16 protein-coding genes and 3 tRNA genes are annotated in these 17,477 nt (G+C 70.0%); 12 read left to right on the plus strand and 7 right to left on the minus strand.

Annotated elements, in window-relative coordinates; all coding sequences use genetic code 11:
* Positions 1-4: 4 nt before the first annotated feature.
* The 6 genes from purF to C1M51_RS17065 all read left to right on the plus strand — a co-directional run bounded on the left by purF (position 5) and on the right by C1M51_RS17065 (position 4,552).
* The gene (purF, locus tag C1M51_RS17040) at positions 5-1,534 is read left to right on the plus strand and encodes an amidophosphoribosyltransferase (RefSeq protein ID WP_129451660.1); all 1,530 of its coding nucleotides are present in this window, start codon (positions 5-7) and stop codon (positions 1,532-1,534) included.
* On the plus strand, positions 1,534-2,778 hold the full coding sequence (locus C1M51_RS17045) for an O-succinylhomoserine sulfhydrylase (protein ID WP_207207769.1): 1,245 nt from the start codon (positions 1,534-1,536) through the stop codon (positions 2,776-2,778). Before purF ends, C1M51_RS17045 begins: the two co-directional genes overlap by 1 nt.
* The gene (gltX, locus tag C1M51_RS17050) at positions 2,775-4,181 is read left to right on the plus strand and encodes a glutamate--tRNA ligase (RefSeq protein WP_129451662.1); all 1,407 of its coding nucleotides are present in this window, start codon (positions 2,775-2,777) and stop codon (positions 4,179-4,181) included. The genes C1M51_RS17045 and gltX overlap by 4 nt, the downstream gene beginning before the upstream one ends.
* 38 nt (positions 4,182-4,219) lie before the next feature.
* A tRNA-Ala gene (locus C1M51_RS17055) sits at positions 4,220-4,295 on the plus strand.
* Positions 4,296-4,353: 58 nt separating this feature from the next.
* Positions 4,354-4,429: transfer RNA gene (locus tag C1M51_RS17060), tRNA-Glu, on the plus strand.
* A 46-nt stretch (positions 4,430-4,475) separates the two neighbouring features.
* Positions 4,476-4,552: transfer RNA gene (locus C1M51_RS17065), tRNA-Asp, on the plus strand.
* A gap of 58 nt (positions 4,553-4,610) precedes the next feature.
* Here C1M51_RS17065 and ssuE read toward each other — a convergent pair.
* The gene (gene ssuE / locus C1M51_RS17070) at positions 4,611-5,240 is read right to left on the minus strand and encodes an NADPH-dependent FMN reductase (protein ID WP_129451664.1); all 630 of its coding nucleotides are present in this window, start codon (positions 5,238-5,240) and stop codon (positions 4,611-4,613) included.
* A 209-nt stretch (positions 5,241-5,449) separates the two neighbouring features.
* Here ssuE and C1M51_RS17075 point away from each other — a divergent pair, with 209 nt between their 5' ends.
* Entirely contained in the window at positions 5,450-5,668 is a 219-nt protein-coding gene (locus tag C1M51_RS17075; RefSeq protein WP_129451665.1) for a DUF3606 domain-containing protein, read from the plus strand.
* Here the strand turns inward: C1M51_RS17075 and C1M51_RS19310 are convergent.
* Together C1M51_RS19310 and C1M51_RS17085 are read right to left on the minus strand one after the other, a co-directional pair.
* A complete protein-coding gene (locus tag C1M51_RS19310) occupies positions 5,611-6,156 on the minus strand; it encodes a GntR family transcriptional regulator (RefSeq protein WP_242499811.1) in 546 nt (181 codons plus the stop codon). The two genes, C1M51_RS17075 and C1M51_RS19310, sit on opposite strands and share 58 nt — an antisense overlap.
* 152 nt (positions 6,157-6,308) lie before the next feature.
* On the minus strand, positions 6,309-6,518 hold the full coding sequence (locus C1M51_RS17085) for a hypothetical protein (protein WP_129451667.1): 210 nt from the start codon (positions 6,516-6,518) through the stop codon (positions 6,309-6,311).
* A 283-nt stretch (positions 6,519-6,801) separates the two neighbouring features.
* Between C1M51_RS17085 and C1M51_RS17090 the strand changes: the two genes are divergently transcribed.
* A complete protein-coding gene (locus tag C1M51_RS17090) occupies positions 6,802-7,827 on the plus strand; it encodes an NADP-dependent oxidoreductase (protein ID WP_129451669.1) in 1,026 nt (341 codons plus the stop codon).
* The gene (locus tag C1M51_RS17095) at positions 7,824-8,588 is read left to right on the plus strand and encodes a metallophosphoesterase (protein WP_129451671.1); all 765 of its coding nucleotides are present in this window, start codon (positions 7,824-7,826) and stop codon (positions 8,586-8,588) included. Before C1M51_RS17090 ends, C1M51_RS17095 begins: the two co-directional genes overlap by 4 nt.
* Positions 8,589-8,611: 23 nt before the next feature.
* Here the strand turns inward: C1M51_RS17095 and C1M51_RS17100 are convergent, their stop codons facing one another.
* Both C1M51_RS17100 and C1M51_RS17105 read right to left on the minus strand, forming a co-directional pair.
* Positions 8,612-9,520: a DMT family transporter gene (locus tag C1M51_RS17100; protein WP_129451673.1), complete on the minus strand. Its 909-nt coding sequence runs from the start codon at positions 9,518-9,520 to the stop codon at positions 8,612-8,614.
* A complete protein-coding gene (locus C1M51_RS17105) occupies positions 9,517-10,011 on the minus strand; it encodes a methylated-DNA--[protein]-cysteine S-methyltransferase (RefSeq protein ID WP_129451675.1) in 495 nt (164 codons plus the stop codon). The genes C1M51_RS17100 and C1M51_RS17105 overlap by 4 nt, the downstream gene beginning before the upstream one ends.
* Before the next feature lie 187 nt (positions 10,012-10,198).
* On the opposite strand from C1M51_RS17105, the gene C1M51_RS17110 reads away from it, so the two are divergent.
* The 3 genes from C1M51_RS17110 to C1M51_RS17120 all read left to right on the plus strand — a co-directional run bounded on the left by C1M51_RS17110 (position 10,199) and on the right by C1M51_RS17120 (position 13,312).
* On the plus strand, positions 10,199-11,590 hold the full coding sequence (locus C1M51_RS17110; protein WP_129451677.1) for a phosphomannomutase/phosphoglucomutase: 1,392 nt from the start codon (positions 10,199-10,201) through the stop codon (positions 11,588-11,590).
* A gap of 25 nt (positions 11,591-11,615) precedes the next feature.
* Complete coding sequence (locus C1M51_RS17115) at positions 11,616-12,893, plus strand: 3-deoxy-D-manno-octulosonic acid transferase (RefSeq protein ID WP_129451678.1); 1,278 nt, start codon at positions 11,616-11,618, stop codon at positions 12,891-12,893.
* A gap of 74 nt (positions 12,894-12,967) precedes the next feature.
* Complete coding sequence (locus C1M51_RS17120) at positions 12,968-13,312, plus strand: hypothetical protein (RefSeq protein WP_129451680.1); 345 nt, start codon at positions 12,968-12,970, stop codon at positions 13,310-13,312.
* Positions 13,313-13,328: 16 nt separating this feature from the next.
* On the opposite strand, the gene C1M51_RS17125 is transcribed toward C1M51_RS17120, so the two are convergent.
* Together C1M51_RS17125 and C1M51_RS17130 are read right to left on the minus strand one after the other, a co-directional pair.
* Positions 13,329-14,363, minus strand: a complete 1,035-nt coding sequence (locus tag C1M51_RS17125) for a quinone-dependent dihydroorotate dehydrogenase (RefSeq protein WP_129451682.1) — start codon at positions 14,361-14,363, stop codon at positions 13,329-13,331.
* A 12-nt stretch (positions 14,364-14,375) separates the two neighbouring features.
* Complete coding sequence (locus C1M51_RS17130; RefSeq protein WP_129451684.1) at positions 14,376-17,462, minus strand: efflux RND transporter permease subunit; 3,087 nt, start codon at positions 17,460-17,462, stop codon at positions 14,376-14,378.
* Between the last annotated feature and the right edge of the window lie 15 nt (positions 17,463-17,477).

A 17,477-nucleotide genomic window follows, 5' to 3' on the forward strand; every position in this document is an offset into this window, starting at 1 on the left:
GTCCATGTGTGGCATCGTCGGTGTGATCTCCACGGCACCGGTCAATCAGCTGATCTATGACGCATTGCTGCTGCTGCAGCACCGCGGGCAGGACGCAGCCGGCATCGTGACGGCGGGGCCGGACGCCAAGGGCCGCAAGTTCTTCATGCACAAGGCGCGTGGCATGGTGCGAGACGTGTTCCGCACTCGCAACATGCGCGGATTGCCCGGCACCGTGGGGCTCGGCCAGGTGCGCTACCCGACCGCGGGCAACGCCTACAGCGAGGAGGAGGCGCAGCCGTTCTACGTGAACGCACCCTTCGGCCTGGTGCTGGTGCACAACGGCAACCTCACCAACGCCCATGCGCTGAAGCAGGAGCTGTATGCGGTCGATCGCCGCCACCTCAACACCGACAGCGACACCGAGGTGCTGCTGAACGTGATGGCGCACGAGCTCGAACTCGCGGCCCGCGACTTGCCACTGACGCCGAACGAAATCTTCAAGGCCGTCGGCGCGGTGCATCGGCGCATCAAGGGCTCTTATGCGGTGGTCTGCCTGATTGCCGGGCACGGCGTGCTGGCGTTCCGCGACCCGTTCGGCATCCGCCCGCTGTGCCTGGGCGATGCGGAAGGCCCTGATGGACGCAGCGTCATGGTGGCCAGTGAATCGGTCGCGCTCGAAGGCACCGGCCACCGCATGGTGCGCGACGTGGCGCCGGGCGAGGCGGTGTTCATCGATCTCGAAGGCCGTGTCCACGCGCGACAGTGCGCCGCGAAGGCCTCGCTCAATCCCTGCGTGTTCGAGTTCGTCTACCTGGCCCGTCCCGACTCGGTGATCGACGGCATCTCGGTCTACCAGGCGCGGCTCAACATGGGCGAGACCCTGGCGCAGCGCCTGGTGTCGACCATGCCGCCGAACGAGATCGACGTGGTGATCCCCATCCCGGAATCGAGCCGGCCTTCGGCCATGCAGCTGGCGCAGAAGCTCGGCAAGCCCTACCGCGAGGGCTTCGTGAAGAACCGCTACGTTGGCCGCACCTTCATCATGCCGGGGCAGGGCATGCGCAAGAAATCGGTGCGCCAGAAGCTCAACGCGATCGTGTCGGAGTTCAAGGGCCGCAACGTGCTGCTGGTCGACGACTCCATCGTGCGCGGCACCACCAGCAAGGAGATCGTGCAGATGGCGCGCGAGGCCGGCGCCCGCAAGGTCTTCATGGCCTCGGCCGCGCCGCCGGTGCGCTTCCCGAACGTCTACGGCATCGACATGCCGACCAAGGGCGAGCTGATCGCGCACGACCGCAGCATCGAGGAAATCCGCGAGTTCATCGGCGCCGATGCGCTGATCTACCAGGACGTCGCGGCGATGAAGAAGGCCGTCGGCTCGCTGAACCCGAACCTGGCCGGCTTCGAGGCCTCGTGCTTCGATGGCGTCTACATCACCGGTGACGTGAGCGCCGCCGACTTCGAGGCACTGGCTGCGCAGCGGCCGCTGCAACTGGAAGAAGATGCCGAGTCGGCATCGCGGCTGGCGCTGCAGAGCGCCACGGAGGTCTGATGGCGGGCACCGACGACACCAAGCGGCTCCCGCGCGTCGACCTGCCGGCTGACGTGCGGCTGGACACGCTCGCCGTGCGCGAGGGCCTGCCGCCCAGCCAGTACGGAGAGAACTCCGAAGCGCTGTACCTGACCAGCAGCTTCGTGCACCCCGATGCCGCCACCGCGGCCGCGCGCTTCGCCAACGAGGAAGAGGCCTTCGTCTACTCGCGCTTCAGCAACCCGACCGTCACGATGATGGAGCGTCGCCTGGCGGCGATGGAAGGCACCGAGGCCTGCATCGCGTCGTCGAGCGGCATGAGCGCAATCCTGTTGCTGTGCCTGGGCCTGTTGAAGGCCGGTGATCACGTGATCTGCTCGCAGAGCGTGTTCGGCTCGACCATCAAGCTGCTGGGCGGTGAACTGGCCCGGTTCGGCGTCGAGACCAGCTTCGTGTCGCAGACCGACGTGGCCGCGTGGCAGGCCGCCGTGCGGCCGACGACCCGCCTGCTGTTCGCCGAGACGCCGAGCAACCCGCTCACCGAGGTGTGCGACATCGCGGCGCTGGCCGACGTGGCGCACCGGGCCGGCGCCTTGCTGGCGGTCGACAACTGCTTCTGCTCGCCGGCGCTGCAGCAGCCGGTGAAGCTGGGCGCCGACCTGATCGTCCATTCCGGCACCAAGTACCTCGACGGCCAGGGCCGCGTGCTGGCCGGCGCGGTGTGCGGCCCGGCGCACATCGTCAACGACAAGCTGGTGCCGCTGATGCGCAGCGCCGGCATGAGCCTGTCGCCGTTCAACGCCTGGGTGGTGCTGAAGGGCCTGGAAACGCTGGCGATCCGCATGGCCGCGCAGAGCGAGCGAGGGCTCGGTCTGGCGCGATGGCTCGAGGCGCACCCGGCGGTGCAGCGCGTCTACCACCCCGGCCTGCCGTCGCACCCGCAGCACGCGCTGGCGATGGCGCAGCAGAACGGCTGCGGCGGGGCCGTGGTGTCCTTCATCGTGAAGGGCGAGGGCGCCGAACTCGCGCGCCGCAACGCCTTCCACGTGATCGACAGCACGCGCATCTGCTCGATCACCGCCAACCTCGGCGACACCAAGACCACCATCACGCACCCGGCCAGCACCTCGCACGGCCGGCTGACCGAGGCGCAGCGCCTGGCGGCCGGCATCACGCAGGGCATGATCCGCGTGGCGGCCGGCCTGGACGACCTGGACGACCTGAAGGCCGATCTCGCGCGCGGCCTCGACACCCTGACGGCATGAGCAGCACCTCCCCAGCCCCCGTTCGCACGCGCTTCGCGCCGTCGCCCACCGGCTTCATCCACCTCGGCAACATCCGCTCTGCGCTCTACCCCTGGGCCTATGCACGGGCGACGGGCGGCGTGTTCGTGCTGCGCATCGAAGACACCGACGTGGAACGCTCGTCGCAGGAGGCCGTCGACGTCATCCTCGAGAGCATGCGCTGGCTGGGCCTGGATGCCGACGAGGGCCCGTTCTTCCAGATGCAGCGCATGGACCGCTACAAGCAGGTGCTGGCCGGGATGCTCGAGCAGGGGCTCGCCTACCGCTGCTACATGAGCCAGTCCGAGCTCGACGCGTTGCGCGAGCGCCAGATGGCCGCCAAGCAGAAACCGCGCTACGACGGCACCTGGCGTCCCGAACCCGGCAAGACGCTGCCGCCGGTGCCGGCGGGCGTGCCGCCGGTGATCCGCTTCAGGTCGCCGATCGGTGGCAGTGTGGCCTGGGACGACAAGGTCAAGGGTCGCATCGAGTTCAGCAACGACGAGCTCGACGACCTGGTGATCGCGCGGCCCGACGGCACGCCGACCTACAACTTCTGCGTCGTCGTCGACGACGCCGACATGAAGATCACGCACGTGATCCGCGGCGACGACCACGTGAACAACACGCCGCGGCAGATCCACATCCTGCGTGCGCTCGGTCACGAGCCGCCGGTCTATGCCCACCTGCCGACCGTGCTGAACGAGCAGGGCGAGAAGATGAGCAAGCGCCATGGCGCCAAGCCCGTCACGCAGTATCGCGACGAGGGCTACCTCGCCGATGCGGTGGTGAACTACCTGGCCCGCCTGGGCTGGAGCCATGGCGACGACGAGATCTTCTCGCGCGAGCAACTGGTCGAATGGTTCAACCTCGATCACCTCGGCAAGAGCGCTGCGCAGTTCGACGAGGCCAAGCTGCGCTGGGTCGGTGCCCAGCACCTCAAGCGCACCGACGATGCCGTGTTGGCGCCGCTGGTGGCGCTGCAGTTGCATCGTCTGGACCTTGCTGCTCCCACCGACGAGCGGCTCGCGAAGCTGTGCGGCTTGTTCAAGGACCGCTGCGCCACCACCGTGGAGCTGGCGCAGTGGCTGGCGATGTACTTCGGCGACGTGACGCCGAGCGCCGAGGACCTTGCGGCCCACGTGACCGACGCGGTGCAGCCCGCGCTGTCATCGCTCGCGGTCCGATTCGCCGAGATCGCGTGGGATGCCGCATCGATCCAGCAAGCCTTCAAGGCAACGCTTGCCGAGCATGGCCTGAAGATGCCGCAACTGGCGCATGCGGTGCGCGTGCTGGTGTGCGGCCGCGCGCAGACGCCGTCGGTCGATGCCGTGCTCGCCCTGTTTGCCCGCGACGCCGTGCTGGCTCGCTTGCGAGCAGCCTGAAAATCGTCATATAATTTCAGTCTCGCTTGAACAGCGCCGGGGGTATAGCTCAGCTGGGAGAGCGCTTGCATGGCATGCAAGAGGTCAGCGGTTCGATCCCGCTTACCTCCACCAAAGGCTTGAAGCTGCGGTGGCGCTGTTCAAAAGAGAAGTGATTTGCCAGAAGGTTTCAGTCCCCTTCGTCTAGAGGCCTAGGACACCACCCTTTCACGGTGATTACAGGGGTTCGAATCCCCTAGGGGACGCCAAGTCAGCGCAGGACTTGCACAGCAATGTGAAACCTGCCAACCACATGGAGTGGTAGTTCAGTTGGTTAGAATACCGGCCTGTCACGCCGGGGGTCGCGGGTTCGAGCCCCGTCCACTCCGCCAAAAAATCAACGGGTTGCAACAGCGATGTTGCAACCCGTTGTGCTTTGGGGGCGCTCGATCACACCGCCCAGCGCACGCTGTGGCCCACCCACGGCGGCTGGGGCGTGCCGCGTGCGCGCGCCAGCACGGCATCGCGCTCGCGTGCGGCTTCGGCTTGCGCGCGGTACTGCGCGGCGCGCTCGATGACGCTGCGCAGGGACTGGTCCACGCGCGTGCCGATCTCCGCGTCGACCTCGTAGCGGCCGTCCATGGTGGGGATCTGCGCATCGCTGGCGTAGACCGCGTCGAGGATGTCGCGCGCGCCCAGCGCCGACAGCACCGGCTTGAGCGCGTAGTCGAGCGCCAGCAGGTGCGCCGCGCTGCCGCCCGTGGCGAGCGGCAGCACGGTCTTGTCGCGCAGCCCGTCCTGCGGCAGCAGGTCGAGAAAGCTCTTCAGCAGACCGCTGTAGGCGGCCTTGTAGATCGGCGTGGCGACCAGGATGACCTGCGCCTCCAGCACCTTGCGGATGGCCGCCTGGATCTCGGTGTTGGCGAACTCGGCCTGCAGCAGCGCCTGGCCCGGCAGGTCGCGGACCGTGATCGCCTCGGCAGTGGTCGCGTGAGGCTGCAGCCTGGCCTGCGCCAACTGCAGCAGGGCGCCGGAGCGCGAACGCAGCGAGGGGCTGCCGAGAATGCTGGTGACTTTCATGGGGTTCTGGTCTGACATGCGAGAGGGAGTGGTGCGGTCGCGGAACAACCCTTGACCCTAAGCCGGTGCGATCCGGTAGGCAAGGACGCTTTGCGGCTTTGCATATGCCGAGCCGTCCGGCCGCACCACGGCGAGACGAGGGGCAAGCGCGCCTGCTGTCAGCCGGGTCGTCCCATAATGGATTCGTCATCGCTCCGAAGGAGATTGGCATGGCCGTCGAAACGAACCCGTCTTCGATCGCATCGTCCGCGCGCATCGACCTCTTGCGCGACGTCGACGTCGCCTATTGGTGTCGCTTGCTGGACGTCGACCACGCGCAGTTGCGTCGAGCCGTCCAGCAAGTCGGTCCGCGCGCCGAGTCGGTGGTGCGCTACCTGAAGCGCAAGCTGCCGGCCTCCGGCCCCGAGTACGACCCGCCCGGCGGTTGAGCGGTCGACCGGTCGGCCGCGCCGATCTGCGTGATCGCCAGTCGCGCGAGCTTGCGCACGTCGGGGTTGGGGTCATGAGTGGTCTGTTCCATGGCCGGCAGCGCCGCATGCGCGACCGTGCCGAGCCAGCCCGCCGAATGCGCCGCACACTGGCGCCTTCGCAGGCAAATCCAGGCGCTCGGCGACGCTGGCGTCGGCGCGCCGAAATCGCAGCGCCTGCAGTTGGTTGAGCACCTCGTAACCCATGGCCGACAGCGATTCGGCCGGGCTTTGGGCTTGGCGACGAAGCTGCCCTTGCCTTGCAACGTGAGGATCAGGCTTTCCTTCTGCAGGTTGCCCAGCGCTCGGCGCACAGTGATGCGGCTCATCGGCGCATAGCGCCCGTCGAGGATGCGCGCGCGGAGTTCGCGCTCGATCTGCGCATGCAGCGGCGTGCCGGGCAGGCGGACCGGAGGCGCGGGGGATCGGGCGGCGCGGGAGGTGTTCATCGGCAACTTGTCATGACGAGTTGCCGGGAGCGTAGCGGCGCCCGCTGGCGCGGCCAACGAAGCGGATCGCATATCGAAACTCGCCCGGCAGGCGCCGGCCGGGGCGAGGTGGGAGGCTTGGGGCCGCTCGCTGCGGCCGCGGGGTCAGCGCGTCAGGTCGGCGCGGCCTGCCGGTGGGATTCGGCGTGGCTCAGGCGGTCGAACTCGCGCCGGGCCACCTGGGCCGGATCGAGGGCGCCGTCACTGGGTTGCAGCTCGTAGGCCAGGTCGAGATAGCCGTGGAAGTTGCCGCGGCCTTCGGAAAGGGCCTGGCATTGCTGTGCAAAGGTCTCCGCCCAGATGATCTTCTGTACCGTCGTCATGCCTGCCCTCCAGGATGGCGCGGGGCGCCGCGCTCGGGTTTGCTGCCTGTTGCGCAAGCGTAGGCGGGCGCGGCCGTTCATGGGGCTTCGCAGGCCCCCCGAAACGAGGGCGACGCGACGGGGGCGTGTGAAATCCTTGCAATTCCGGTGCACGGCTCGCCGCCGAGCGCGCGCGCCCCGCGGCGCCGGCCCGAGGCTTTACACGGCTTCCGTTTCCCGGGGACTTGTGATCTGCTCGCCACAACCGCGCCGCAGGAGCGGCCCATCCACAGGAGACTCAACCGTGACCACCGCCGGCAACCGCCAACTGCTGCTCGCCCGCCATCCCGAAGGCCGCATCCGCGACGAAGACTTCCGCCTCGTCGATGCGTCGCTCGCGCCACTGGCGGACGGGCAGGTGCAGGTGCGCACGATCTACCTGTCGATCGACCCGACGATGCGCGTCTGGCTGCACCCGACCGACAACTACCTGCCGATGATCCAGCCCGGCGAGGTGTTCCGCGGTATCGGCATCGGCGTGGTCGAGGCCACGCGGCACACTGGATTCGCACAGGGCACCCTGGTGCAGGGCCTGTTCGGCTGCCAGCAGCGCGTGATCAGCGATGGCTCGGACCTGCTTGTCTTGCCGGACATCGCACCGCTGCCGGTCACGGCCCATTTCAGCCTGCTCGGTCATATCGGCATGACGGCCTACTGCGGCCTGGTCAAGGTGGGCGCGGCGAAGGCCGGAGAGACCTTGCTGGTGTCCGGCGCCGCCGGTGCCGTGGGCGCACTGGTCGGACAGATCGGCCGCATCCTCGGCTGCCGCGTCGTCGGCGTGGCGGGCGGCGCCGAGAAGTGCCGCTACCTGACCGAGGTGCTGGGCTTCGATGCCGCGGTGGACTACCGCGCGGCCGACTTCGACGCGGCGCTGGCCGCGGCCTGCCCGAAGGGCATCGACGTGTACTTCGACAACGTCGGCGGGCACACCCTCGAGCTCGCGCTGGGGCTGATGAACGACTTCGGCCGCATCGTCTGCTGCGGCATGATCTCGACCTACAACGACTACGATGTGCCGGGTCCGCGCAACATCGTGCAGGTGGTGCTGAAGCGGCTGCGCATGCAGGGCTTCGTGATCCTCGACCCCGAGCACGACCCGAAGGAGGCCTACGCGCACCTGCTGCAGTGGGCCGGAGAAGGGCGGCTGCTGCATCGCGCGCACGTGGTCGACGGCCTCGAGCGGGTGCCCGACGCCATCAACATGCTGCTCGACGGCCGCAACCAGGGCAAGCTGATGGTGCGCCTGTCGGACGAACCGGCCGGGGCATGAGGCTCGCGCTGTACTCGGACCTGCACCTCTCGGTGCAGCCGCTGGCCGTGCCGTCGACGCCGGCCGACGTGGTGGTGGTGGCGGGTGACGTGTCGCGGCCGGCCGGCGCGATCGCCTGGGCCCGCCAGTTCTCGCAGCCGACGCTGTTCGTGGCCGGCAACCACGAGTTCTACGGTGGCGATCTCGTGAGCACGCTGCGGCAGCTGCGTGAACTGGCGCAGGGCAGCGGCGTGCAGGTGCTCGAGCGCGACTCATGGCATCACGGCGGCGTGCGCTTCCTCGGCTGCACGCTGTGGTCCGACTACCGCCTGTTCGACAGCGTGCCGGCGCGCGACGCCGGCGTGCAGCAGGCGACCGGGCTGGTGCGCGACTTCTCGCGCATCCGCGCGGCGCCGGATTTCGATGCGCTGTTCACGCCCGCGCTGTCGCAGCTGCTGTTCGACATGGCCGTCGACTGGCTGGAAGCGCGCTTCGCCGAGCCGCACGACGGCCCGACGGTGGTGGTGACCCACCATGCGCCCTCGCGCGGCAGCATCGCGGACAAGTTCGCCGGCTCGCCGCTGAACGCCTGCTTCGTCTCCGACCTGGAGGACCGCATCCTGCGCTGGCAGCCGCAGCTCTGGCTGCACGGTCACGTGCACGACAGCTTCGACTACCGGATCGGCCGGACCCGCGTGGTCGCCAATCCGCGCGGCTATGCGCCGCGCGGTCAGGTGGAGAACCCGGCGTTCGATCCGGCGCTGCTGATCGAGGTCGACTGAGCCGGGCCCGCCGGCCCGGACCCTCAGGCGTCCGCGGCGGTCTTGCGTCGGCCAACCGGCAACGTGACCAACCCGGTCGTGAGCGCCGTGCCGACCAGGATGACCGCGCAGCCGATCACCATCGCCGTGGTGATGCCCTCGGCCAGGAAGATCCAGCCCCACAGCACAGCGAACGCCGGGATCAGGAAGGTCACCGCGATCGTGTTGGACGGGCCGATGCGCGCGATCAGGCGGAAGAACAGCACGTAGGCCACGCCGGTGCAGGCCAGCGCCAGCAGGCCGACCGCCAGCCAAGCGGTGGCCGACGGCGCCCGCGCGGGCCAGAACCACAGCATCGGCAGCGTGAGGACGAGCGCCGCCGACAGCTGGCTGCCGGTGGCCACGGCGAGCGGCGCCACGCCGGTGAGCCGCTTCTTGGTGAAGCTGGCCGACCAGCCGTAGAGCAGGGTCGCTCCCAGGCAGGCCACGATGGCCCAGCCGGTGCTCGTGCCATCGGCGCCCGGCTTGAAGCTGGCCTTGTCCCAGGCCAGCCAGAGCACGCCGCCGAAGCCGATCAGCAGGCCCAGCACGCGCGATGGCGTCAGGCGGTCCTTGAGCCACAGCCAGGCGATCAGCGCGCCCCACAGCGGCGTGGTGGCGTTGAAGATCGACGACAGGCCGGCCGTGATGGCGAGCGCCGCATAGCTGTAGGCCAGGAAAGGCAGCGCCGAGTTGGCGAGTCCCACCAGGAAGATGTCGCGCCAGTGTGCACGCAGCACGCCCAGCTGGCCGCGGGCGGCCAGCAGCGGCAGCAGGAAGAGCGTGGCCCCCAGCACGCGCAGCCCGGCCAGCGCCACCGGGCCGAATTCGCCGGCCCCCAGTCGCATGAACAGGAAGGAGGCGCCCCAGAGCGCCGCCAGCAGGCACAGCTCGAGCACGTCGGCCGGCTTCACGGCAGGCTGCCCTCGAGCTGCAGCAACGCTGCCTTGCGCTCCAGGCCGCCGGCATAGCCGGTCAGGGAGCCGCTCGTGCCCAGCACGCGGTGGCAGGGCACGATCACCGCGACCGGGTTGCGGCCGATCGCTGTACCCACCGCCCGCACCGCGGACGCGCGGCCGAGCTGCTGTGCGAGGCCACCGTAGCTGAGCGTGCGGCCCGCGGCGATGCCGCGAAGCGCCTGCCACACCGATTGCTGGAACGGCGTGCCCTGCGGATCCAGCGCAACCTTGAAGGGTGCCGAACCGTCGCGCCAGTAGTCGGCGAGTTCGTCGAGGGCCTGGACGATCCAGCGTTGGCCGGCGTCGACCGGCGCCTCGATCGCGCCCGGATGGTGCTTCTGACCGTCGAACCAGAGGCCCGCGAGGCCGCGCTCGGTGGCTGCGAGCGTGATCGGACCGAGCGGTGTGTCGGCCTGGGCCTGGGCGGCGAAGGAACGAGGTGGCATGGGGGCTTGGATGGAAAGGCCGCCCGGGATGCTGCGGAGCGACCGGACGGTGACGGGCCCTCGATCTTAGGCCGGGTCGGCGTGACGCACTGGGCGCAGGCGAACCCGGCATCGGGCGGGCCGGAGCAAGGGGCGTCCCTACAATCCGCCGGTCTTCTCAGTCTTCTCAATCAGGACGGACCCCCGCATGCAAGTTGCAGCTTCGATCTTCAAGGCCTATGACATCCGTGGCATCGTCGGCAAGACGATCGACGAGCAGTTCGCCGAGCACCTCGGCCGCGCGTTCGGCAGCGAGGCGCGCAAGCTGGGCGAGAAGGCCGTCGCGGTCGGAAGGGACGGGCGCCTTTCCGGGCCGGGGTTGTCCGCCGCGCTGATCCGTGGCCTGGCCTCGACCGGTCTCGACGTGGTGGACCTGGGGCCGGTCACCACGCCGATGCTGTATTACGTGGCCGCCACGCGCGCAAAGTACGGCTGCCGCAGCGGCATCCAGGTCACCGGCAGCCACAACCCGAAGGACTACAACGGCTTCAAGATGGTGCTGGCCGGCCGCGCGATCTACGGCGAGGACATCCAGGGCCTGCGCCGGCGCATCGAGGCCGAGGACTACGTGAAGGGCCGGGGCCGCTCGGCGGCGATGGACATCGGAGCGGAGTACCGGCACCGCATCACCGGCGACTGCAAGCTGGCCCGGCCGATGAAGATCGTGGTCGATTCCGGCAACGGCATCCCCGGCGCTTCGGCACCCGGCATCCTGCGCGCGCTGGGGTGCGAGGTGATCGAGCTGTACTCCGAGGTCGATGGCGACTTCCCGAACCACCACCCCGATCCTTCCAAGCCGGAGAACCTGGTGGACCTGATCCGCACCGTGAAGGAGACCGGTGCCGAACTCGGCCTGGCCTTCGACGGCGACGGCGACCGCCTGGGCGTCGTGACCGCCGATGGCCAGAACATCTTCCCCGACCGGCAGCTGATGCTGTACGCGCAGGACATCCTGCAGCGCCACCCGGGCGCACCGATCATCTTCGACGTCAAGTGCTCACAGCGCCTCGTCGCGGCGATCCGCAAGGCCGGCGGCGAGCCGGTGATGTGGAAGACCGGCCACTCGCTGATCAAGGCCAAGCTCAAGGAGAGTGGCGCACCGCTGGCCGGCGAGATGAGTGGTCACATCTTCTTCGGCGAGCGCTGGTACGGCTTCGACGATGCCACCTACACCGCGGCGCGGCTGCTGGAGATCGTGTCGCGCCACAAGGACCCGAGCAAGCTGCTCAATGCCCTGCCCACCAGCTACAGCACGCCCGAGCTGAACGTGCCCTGCGCCGAAGGCGAGCACCACGAGGTGGTGGCCCGGCTGCGCGAGGTGGCCAAGTTCCCCGGCGCGAGCGAGGTGATCACCATCGACGGCCTGCGCGCCGAGTTCGAGGATGGCTTCGGCCTGGTGCGCGCGTCCAACACCACGCCGGTGCTGGTGCTGCGCTTCGAGGGCCACACGGCATCGGCGCTGGAGCGCATCCAGGCGCAGTTCATGGCCGCCTTGCGGGCCGTGAAGCCGGACGCGCAGGTCGCCGCGGCGGCGCACTGAGCGGCGCCGTCGCCACGCGGCCGCCATGGACCTGAAGGCCGGCCTCGCGCGCTTCGTCTACGGCAGCCTGCTGCGCGTGCTGAGCCCGGTCTACGCGCTGCGGCTGTGGTGGCGCGGGCGCGCCGAACCGCCGTACCGCCAGGCCATCGGCGAGCGCTTCGGCCGCTATGCCGGGACCGCGGTGCCCGGCGCGGTGTGGATCCATGCCGTGTCGCTCGGCGAGACCCGGGCCGCCCAGGCGCTGGTCGATGCGCTGCGCGCCGAACAGCCGTCGCTGCGCCTGCTGCTCACCCACGGCACGGCGACCGGACGCGAGGCCGGCGCCGCCTTGCTGCGCGCCGGTGACGCCCAGACCTGGCTGCCCTACGACACGCCGGGCGCGACGCGCCGCTTCCTGGCCCACTGGCAACCGGCGGTCGGCGTGCTGATGGAAACCGAGGTGTGGCCGAACCTGATGCGCAGCGCCGCCGCGGCCGGCGTGCCCGTGCTGCTGGCCAATGCGCGCCTCAGCGAGAAGAGCCTGCGGCGCGGCGCGCGCTTCGCGCTGCTGCTGCGTCCGGCCTTCGCGGCGCTGGGCCGCGTGCTGGCGCAGACCGACGCCGATGCCGCACGCCTGCGCAGTGCCGGCGCCCGTCGTGTCGACGTGATGGGCAACCTGAAGTTCGATGTGGATCCCGACGCCGGCCTGTGCCGGCTCGGCGAACGCTGGGCCCAGGCGAGCGGCCGGCCGCTGGTGCTGGCGGCCAGCACGCGCGAGGGCGAGGAGGCCGCGCTGCTGGCCGCCTGGCAGGCCCGGCCCGCGCCGCGCCCGCGGCTGCTGCTGGTGCCGCGCCATCCACAGCGCTTCGACGAGGTGGCTGCGCTGGTCGAGCGCGGCGGCTGGTCGCTGTCGCGCCGCAGCGCCTGGCCCGACGGCGGGCCCGGTGACGCGGCGCAGGCCGCCGACGTGTGGCTGGGCGATACGCTGCGCGAGATGCCGGCCTACTATGCGGCCGCGCGCGTCGCGCTGCTCGGTGGCAGCTTCGAGCCGCTGGGCGGGCAGAACCTGATCGAGGCGGCCGCCTGCGGGTGCCCGGTGCTGATGGGGCCGCACACCTTCAACTTTGCCGATGCGGCGCAGCGCTCGCTCGCGGCAGGTGCCGCCGAGCGGGTGGCCGACATCGACGCCGGCGTGCTGCGCGCCATCGCGCTCACTGCCGACGAGCCGCTGCGTGCGTGCATGGCGCAGGCGGCACTGGCGTTCTCGGCGGCGCACCGCGGCGCCGCGCAGCGCATGGCAGCGGCGGTCGTCGCCACGCTGTGAGCGCGGCGCAGCACCGTCCGCGGGCCCCGGCCTAGAATCGCGGCCTTGCCGATGCAAGGTACAGGAGGCTCGACGTGGATCTGAAGTTGCCCGTGGTTCTTTTCGACGAGCTGTCCGAGACGGTGATCCGTTCCTCCGGGCTGCTCGACATGGCCAGCGGCGAGATCACGCGCGTCGACTACGAGGACTACGACATCGGCACCCAGGGCCTGCCGGCCGAGCAGGAGGACTACGAGTTCACCTCGGGGATGCTGTCGAACGGTGACCGCGACGTGGAATTCCGGGTCGAGGTGAATGTCGTCGCCGGGACCTACTCGGTCACGCCGAGCGAGCTGCTCGAACTCAAGGGCCGCGCGGCGCGGCTGTTCGCGTCGGTGCCGCCCAAGGGCGTGAGCGCCGTCGGCCGCAAGCCGTACTGAGCCGCGGCGCCGCGGCTCAGCCCCGCAGCGCGCGCGCCGCCTCGCTCACCAGGGCCGGGCCGCGGTAGATGAGGCCGGTGTAGATCTGCACCACGTCGGCCCCCGCGTCGCGCTTGGCGCGCGCATCGGCACCGCTCATCACGCCGCCCACGCCGATGATCGGATAGCTGGCACCGAGTGCGGCACGCAGCTGGCCGACCACGCGATTGCTGGCCTCGAACACCGGCCGGCCGCTCAGGCCGCCCACCTCCGTGGCGTGGGCCTGGCCCTGCACGGCATCGCGCGACAACGTGGTGTTGGTGGCGATCACGCCGTCGACGGCGTTCTTCTGCAGGGTGGCGGCGATCACGCCGACCTGGGCCTCGTCGAGGTCGGGCGCGATCTTCACGAACATCGGCACGCTGCGGCCGTGCCGCGCGATGAGCTGCTGGCGGCGTTCCTGCAGGCGGCCGAGCAGCGCATCGAGGGCTGCGTCGCTCTGCAGGCTGCGCAGGTTCTGCGTGTTCGGGCTGGAGATGTTGACCGTCACGTAGTCGGCGTGCGGATACACACCCTCCAGACCGAGCAGGTAGTCGTCGACCGCGTCCTCGATCGGCGTGGCGGCGTTCTTGCCGATGTTCAGGCCGAGCAGGCCACCGCCCTGACGGAAGCCGGCGCGCCGCACGTTGGCGAGAAAGGCGTCGAGGCCGTCGTTGTTGAAGCCCAGGCGGTTGATCAGCGCCTCGGCCTGCGGCAGGCGGAAGATGCGCGGCTTCGGATTGCCGGGCTGGCCCTTGGGCGTGACGGTGCCCACCTCGATGAAGCCGAAGCCCATGGCACCGAAGCCGTCGATGCAGCGGCCGTTCTTGTCGAGGCCGGCCGCCAGGCCGACGCGGTTGGGAAAGCGCAGGCCCGCCAGCGTGACGGGATCGTCGATGCGCGGCTGCTGCCACAGGCACTGCAGCGGCGTGTTCTGCAGCCGCGCGATCGAGGCCAGCGTCAGTTCGTGGGCGTGCTCGGCGTCCAGGCCGAACAGGAAGGGGCGCGTCAGCGCGTAGGGAATGAGGGACATCGGCGCATTTTGCTAGAGGCCGGCGTTCACCCGGTGCGCACCCTTGAAGGTATGGCGCTTGAGCCAGGCCACGAGGTCGTCGACGTAGGTGAACACCACCGGGATCACCAGCAGGCTCAGGAAGGTCGAGGTGATCAGGCCGCCGATCACCACGATGGCCATCGGTGCGCGGAAACTCGGGTCCACGCCCAGGCCGATCGCGATCGGCATCATGCCGGCGCCCATCGCGACCGTCGTCATGACGATCGGGCGGGCGCGCTTGCTGCAGGCGTCGATCAGCGCGTCCCAGCGCGACAGACCGCGGTCGCGCCGCGCGACGATGGCGTACTCCACCAGCAGGATGGAGTTCTTGGTCGCGATGCCCATCAACATGATCAGGCCGATCATCGACGGCATCGACAGCGCGGTGTGCGTGATAAACAGCGCCAGGAAGGCGCCCGGCACCGACAGCACCAGCGCCGCGAGGATGGTGACCGGCTGCACGAAGTCCTTGAACAGCAGCACCAGCACGATGTAGATGCACATCACGCCGGTCAGCATCGCGAGGCCGAAGCTCTCGAACAGTTCGGCCATCGCCTCGGCATCGCCCACGGTCGTCTGGCTCACGCCGGGCGGCAGGGTCTTCAGGCTGGGCAGGGCCAGTGCGGCCTTCTCCACCGCGCCGAGCGGCTGCTGGTTCAGCTCGATCTCGAAGTTGATGTTGCGCAGCCGGTCGTAGCGGTCGATCTGCGCCGGACCGCTCTCGAGCGTGAGCGTGGCCACGTTGCCCAGCATCACCGGGCCGTGCGCGCCGGGCACCGGCAGCCGCGCCAGCAGCGCGAGGTCCTGGCGCGCGTCGGCCTTCAGCCGCACCAGCATCGGCACCTGGCGCTGCGACAGGTTGAGCTTGGCCAGCGCCTGGTCGTAGTCGCCCGCGGTCGCGATGCGCAGCGTGTCGGCGATCGCGGCCGAGGTCACGCCCAAGTCGGCGGCGCGGGCGAAGTCGGGCCGCACGATGAGCTCCGGCCGCACCAGGCTGGAGGTGGAGGTCACGTTGCCGATGCCGGGCAGGGTGCGCAGTTCGCGCTCGACGCGGCTCGCGTGCGCGGCCAGCGTCGGGCCGTCCTCGCCGGCCAGCACCAGCACGTATTTCTCGCTCGAGCCGCCCAGCCCGATCTTCAGCCGCACGCCGGGCAGTGCCTCGAGCGAGTCGCGCAACTCGCGCTCGACCGCCTGCTTCTTCAGGCCGCCGCGCTCGCCGCGCGGCGTGAGGTTGATGGTGAGGGTGGCCTTGCGCGCTTCCGCAACGCCGGCACCGGCGAACGGGTCGCCGCCGGCGCTGCCACCGCCGATCGCGGTGTAGACCCGCTTCACGTGCGGATGGCGCTGCACGATCTCGCGTGCCTGTTCGGCCGCGGCGCGCGTCTCCTCGAAGGTCGAGCCGGGCGGCAGCTCCAGGTAGACCTGCGTCTGCGACAGGTCGTCGGGCGGGATGAAACCGGTCGGCAGCAGCGGCGCCAGCGCCAGCGAGCCGAAGAAGAACAGCACGGCCGCCAGCGAGGTGAGCACGCGGTGCCGCAGGCACCAGGCGGCCGCGGCCAGGTAGCCCCGCATCAGGCGGCCGTCGTGGTGGGCCTGGCCGTCGGCGCGCAGCAGGTAGGCGGCCATCATCGGCGTCAGCATGCGCGCCACCACCAGCGAGGCGAACACCGCGATGGCCGCGGTCCAGCCGAACTGCACGAAGAACTTGCCGGCCACGCCGCTCATGAAGGCGGTGGGCAGGAACACGGCGACCAGCGTGAAGGTCGTGGCGATGACCGCGAGGCCGATCTCGTCGGCCGCCTCCATGGCGGCCTGGTAGGGCGTCTTGCCCATGCGCAGGTGGCGCATGATGTTCTCGATCTCGACGATCGCGTCGTCGACCAGGATGCCGACCACCAGCGACAGCGCCAGCAGCGTCACGCCGTTGATCGTGAAGCCCAGCAGGTGCATGCCGACGAAGGCCGGCAGGATGGACAGCGGCAGCGCCGTCGCCGAGACCAGCGTGCTGCGCCAGTCGCGCAGGAAGAACCACACCACCACGACGGCCAGCAGCGCGCCCTCGAGCAGCAGCTTCATCGAGCCTTCGTAGTTGTCGACCACCGGGTCGACGAAGTTGAAGGCCTCGCTGACGGTGATCTCGGGGTGGGCGGCCAGCAGCCGCTCGAGCGCCCGCTTCACGCCGGCATCGACGTCCACCTCGCCGGCGCCGCGGCTGCGCGTGATCTCGAAGCCGACCACCGGCCGGCCGTCGAGCAGGGCGGCCGAACGCCGCTCGGCCACCGTGTCGCGCACGCTCGCCACCTCGTCGAGGCGGATGCGGCGGCCGTCGCCCAGCACGATCTGCACACGCCCCAGTTCCTCGGCCGACTGCACCGTGCCCAGCGTGCGCACCGACTGTTCGGCCCCGCCGACGTCGGTGCGGCCGCCCGCCGCTTCCTGCTGCACCTGGCGCAGCTGGCGCGAGATGTCGGCCGCGCTGGCGTTCAGCGCCAGCAGGCGGCCGGGATCGAGCTCGACCGTGATCTCGCGCGTGACGCCGCCGACCCGCGCCACCGCGCCCACGCCTTGCACATTGAGCAGCGTCTTGGCCACCGTGTTGTCGACGAACCAGGACAGCGCCTCGTCGTCCATGCGACCCGAGGCGACCGTGTAGGTGAGGATCGGCATGCCCGCCAGGTCGACCTTGGCGATGACCGGGTCGCGCAGGTCGACGGGCAGGTCGGAGCGCACCCGCGAGACGGCGTCGCGCACGTCGTCCACCGCCTCCTGGATGGGCTTCTCGAGGCGGAACTCCACGGTGATCGTGGCCACGCCGTCCTGCACCTTGGTGTACAGGTGCTTGACGCCCTGCACCGAGGCGACCGAGTTCTCGATCTTGCGCGCCACCTCGGTCTCCAGCTGGGACGGCGAGGCCCCCGGCAGCGCGGCCGTCACGGTGACCATCGGCAGGTCGATGTCCGGGAAGTTCTGGATCTTCATCGCCCGGAACGACATCAGCCCCAGCACCGTCAACAGCGCGAACAGCAGGATGGCCGGAATCGGATTGCGGATCGACCAGGCGGAGACGTTGATGTCCATCGGCGGCTCGCGGGT

It is taken from the genome of Methylibium sp. Pch-M (assembly GCF_004136295.1).
Taxonomy (GTDB): Bacteria; Pseudomonadota; Gammaproteobacteria; order Burkholderiales; family Burkholderiaceae_C; genus Methylibium; species Methylibium petroleiphilum.

Coding starts and splice junctions, on each gene's coding strand:
- purF (WP_129451660.1), top strand. CDS start 5: ATGTGTGGCATCGTCGGTGTGATCTCCACGGCACCGGTCAATCAGCTG.
- C1M51_RS17045 (WP_207207769.1), top strand. CDS start 1,534: ATGGCGGGCACCGACGACACCAAGCGGCTCCCGCGCGTCGACCTGCCG.
- gltX (WP_129451662.1), top strand. CDS start 2,775: ATGAGCAGCACCTCCCCAGCCCCCGTTCGCACGCGCTTCGCGCCGTCG.
- ssuE (WP_129451664.1), bottom strand. CDS start 5,240: ATGAAAGTCACCAGCATTCTCGGCAGCCCCTCGCTGCGTTCGCGCTCC.
- C1M51_RS17075 (WP_129451665.1), top strand. CDS start 5,450: ATGGCCGTCGAAACGAACCCGTCTTCGATCGCATCGTCCGCGCGCATC.
- C1M51_RS19310 (WP_242499811.1), bottom strand. CDS start 6,156: ATGAACACCTCCCGCGCCGCCCGATCCCCCGCGCCTCCGGTCCGCCTG.
- C1M51_RS17085 (WP_129451667.1), bottom strand. CDS start 6,518: ATGACGACGGTACAGAAGATCATCTGGGCGGAGACCTTTGCACAGCAA.
- C1M51_RS17095 (WP_129451671.1), top strand. CDS start 7,824: ATGAGGCTCGCGCTGTACTCGGACCTGCACCTCTCGGTGCAGCCGCTG.
- C1M51_RS17105 (WP_129451675.1), bottom strand. CDS start 10,011: ATGCCACCTCGTTCCTTCGCCGCCCAGGCCCAGGCCGACACACCGCTC.
- C1M51_RS17110 (WP_129451677.1), top strand. CDS start 10,199: ATGCAAGTTGCAGCTTCGATCTTCAAGGCCTATGACATCCGTGGCATC.
- C1M51_RS17115 (WP_129451678.1), top strand. CDS start 11,616: ATGGACCTGAAGGCCGGCCTCGCGCGCTTCGTCTACGGCAGCCTGCTG.
- C1M51_RS17125 (WP_129451682.1), bottom strand. CDS start 14,363: ATGTCCCTCATTCCCTACGCGCTGACGCGCCCCTTCCTGTTCGGCCTG.
- C1M51_RS17130 (WP_129451684.1), bottom strand. CDS start 17,462: ATGGACATCAACGTCTCCGCCTGGTCGATCCGCAATCCGATTCCGGCC.